Annotated in this window: 1 rRNA gene; it reads left to right on the plus strand. The window is 57.4% G+C overall.

What is annotated here, in order from left to right:
- Window positions 1-2,368, plus strand: a 23S ribosomal RNA gene (locus GAS53_RS54700); the annotation flags it as partial.

A 2,368-nucleotide genomic window follows, 5' to 3' on the forward strand; every position in this document is an offset into this window, starting at 1 on the left:
GTCGTGACTGCGTGCCTTTTGAAGAATGAGCCTGCGAGTTTGCGGTGTGTTGCGAGGTTAACCCGTGTGGGGAAGCCGTAGCGAAAGCGAGTCCGAACAGGGCGATTTAGTAGCGCGCTCAAGACCCGAAGCGGAGTGATCTAGCCATGGGCAGGTTGAAGCGGCTGTAAGAGGTCGTGGAGGACCGAACCCACCAGGGTTGAAAACCTGGGGGATGACCTGTGGTTAGGGGTGAAAGGCCAATCAAACTCCGTGATAGCTGGTTCTCCCCGAAATGCATTTAGGTGCAGCGTCGTGTGTTTCTTGCCGGAGGTAGAGCACTGGATAGGCGATGGGCCCTACCGGGTTACTGACCTTAGCCAAACTCCGAATGCCGGTAAGTGAGAGCGCGGCAGTGAGACTGTGGGGGATAAGCTCCATGGTCGAGAGGGAAACAGCCCAGAGCATCGACTAAGGCCCCCAAGCGTACGCTAAGTGGGAAAGGATGTGGAGTCGCACAGACAACCAGGAGGTTGGCTTAGAAGCAGCCACCCTTGAAAGAGTGCGTAATAGCTCACTGGTCTAGTGATTCCGCGCCGACAATGTAGCGGGGCTCAAGCGTACCGCCGAAGTCGTGTCATTCCAGCATATACGCCCAACGGCGGCTGGGATGGGTAGGGGAGCGTCGTGTGCCGGGTGAAGCCGCCGCGTAAGCGAGTGGTGGACGGTTCACGAGTGAGAATGCAGGCATGAGTAGCGATACACACGTGAGAAACGTGTGCGCCGATTGACTAAGGGTTCCTGGGTCAAGCTGATCTGCCCAGGGTAAGTCGGGACCTAAGGCGAGGCCGACAGGCGTAGTCGATGGATAACCGGTTGATATTCCGGTACCCGCTGTGAAGCGTCAAACATTGAATCAGGGGATGCTAAGCCCGTGAAGCCGTTCCGGACCCTTCGGGGAAAGGAAAGTGGTGGAGCCGGTGACCCGATCTTGTAGTAGGTGAGTGATGGGGTGACGCAGGAAGGTAGTCCAGCCCGGGCGGTGGTTGTCCCGGGGTAAGGGTGTAGCCCGTCATCCAGGTAAATCCGGATGGCATGTGGGTGAGACCTGATGCCGAGCCGATTGTGGTGAAGTGGATGATCCTATGCTGTCGAGAAAAGCCTCTAGCGAGTTTCATGGCGGCCCGTACCCTAAACCGACTCAGGTGGTCAGGTAGAGAATACCGAGGCGTTCGGGTGAACTATGGTTAAGGAACTCGGCAAAATGCCCCCGTAACTTCGGGAGAAGGGGGGCCATCACCGGTGACCGGTTTTACACCGTGAGCTGGGGGTGGCCGCAGAGACCAGCGAGAAGCGACTGTTTACTAAAAACACAGGTCCGTGCGAAGCCGTAAGGCGAGGTATACGGACTGACGCCTGCCCGGTGCTGGAACGTTAAGGGGACCGGTTAGTGCGCCTTCGGGTGTGCGAGGCTGAGAACTTAAGCGCCAGTAAACGGCGGTGGTAACTATAACCATCCTAAGGTAGCGAAATTCCTTGTCGGGTAAGTTCCGACCTGCACGAATGGCGTAACGACTTCTCGACTGTCTCAACCATAGGCCCGGTGAAATTGCACTACGAGTAAAGATGCTCGTTTCGCGCAGCAGGACGGAAAGACCCCGGGACCTTTACTACAGTTTGATATTGGTGTTCGGTTCGGCTTGTGTAGGATAGCTGGGAGACTGTGAACTCCGCACGCCAGTGCGGGGGGAGTCGTCGTTGAAATACCAGTCTGGTCGTGCTGGATGTCTAACCTGGGTCCGTGATCCGGATCAGGGACAGTGTCTGATGGGTAGTTTAACTGGGGCGGTTGCCTCCCAAAGAGTAACGGAGGCGCCCAAAGGTTCCCTCAGCCTGGTTGGCAATCAGGTGTTGAGTGTAAGTGCACAAGGGAGCTTGACTGTGAGACCGACGGGTCGAGCAGGGACGAAAGTCGGGACTAGTGATCCGGCGGTGGCTTGTGGAAGCGCCGTCGCTCAACGGATAAAAGGTACCCCGGGGATAACAGGCTGATCTTCCCCAAGAGTCCATATCGACGGGATGGTTTGGCACCTCGATGTCGGCTCGTCGCATCCTGGGGCTGGAGTCGGTCCCAAGGGTTGGGCTGTTCGCCCATTAAAGCGGTACGCGAGCTGGGTTTAGAACGTCGTGAGACAGTTCGGTCCCTATCCGCTGTGCGCGTAGGAGTCTTGAGAAGGGCTGTCCCTAGTACGAGAGGACCGGGACGGACGAACCTCTGGTGTGCCAGTTGTCCTGCCAAGGGCATGGCTGGTTGGCTACGTTCGGGAGGGATAACCGCTGAAAGCATCTAAGCGGGAAGCCTGCTTCGAGATGAGGACTCCCACCCCCC

This window comes from Streptomyces albicerus (assembly GCF_008905045.1).
Classification (GTDB): domain Bacteria; phylum Actinomycetota; class Actinomycetes; order Streptomycetales; family Streptomycetaceae; genus Streptomyces; species Streptomyces albicerus.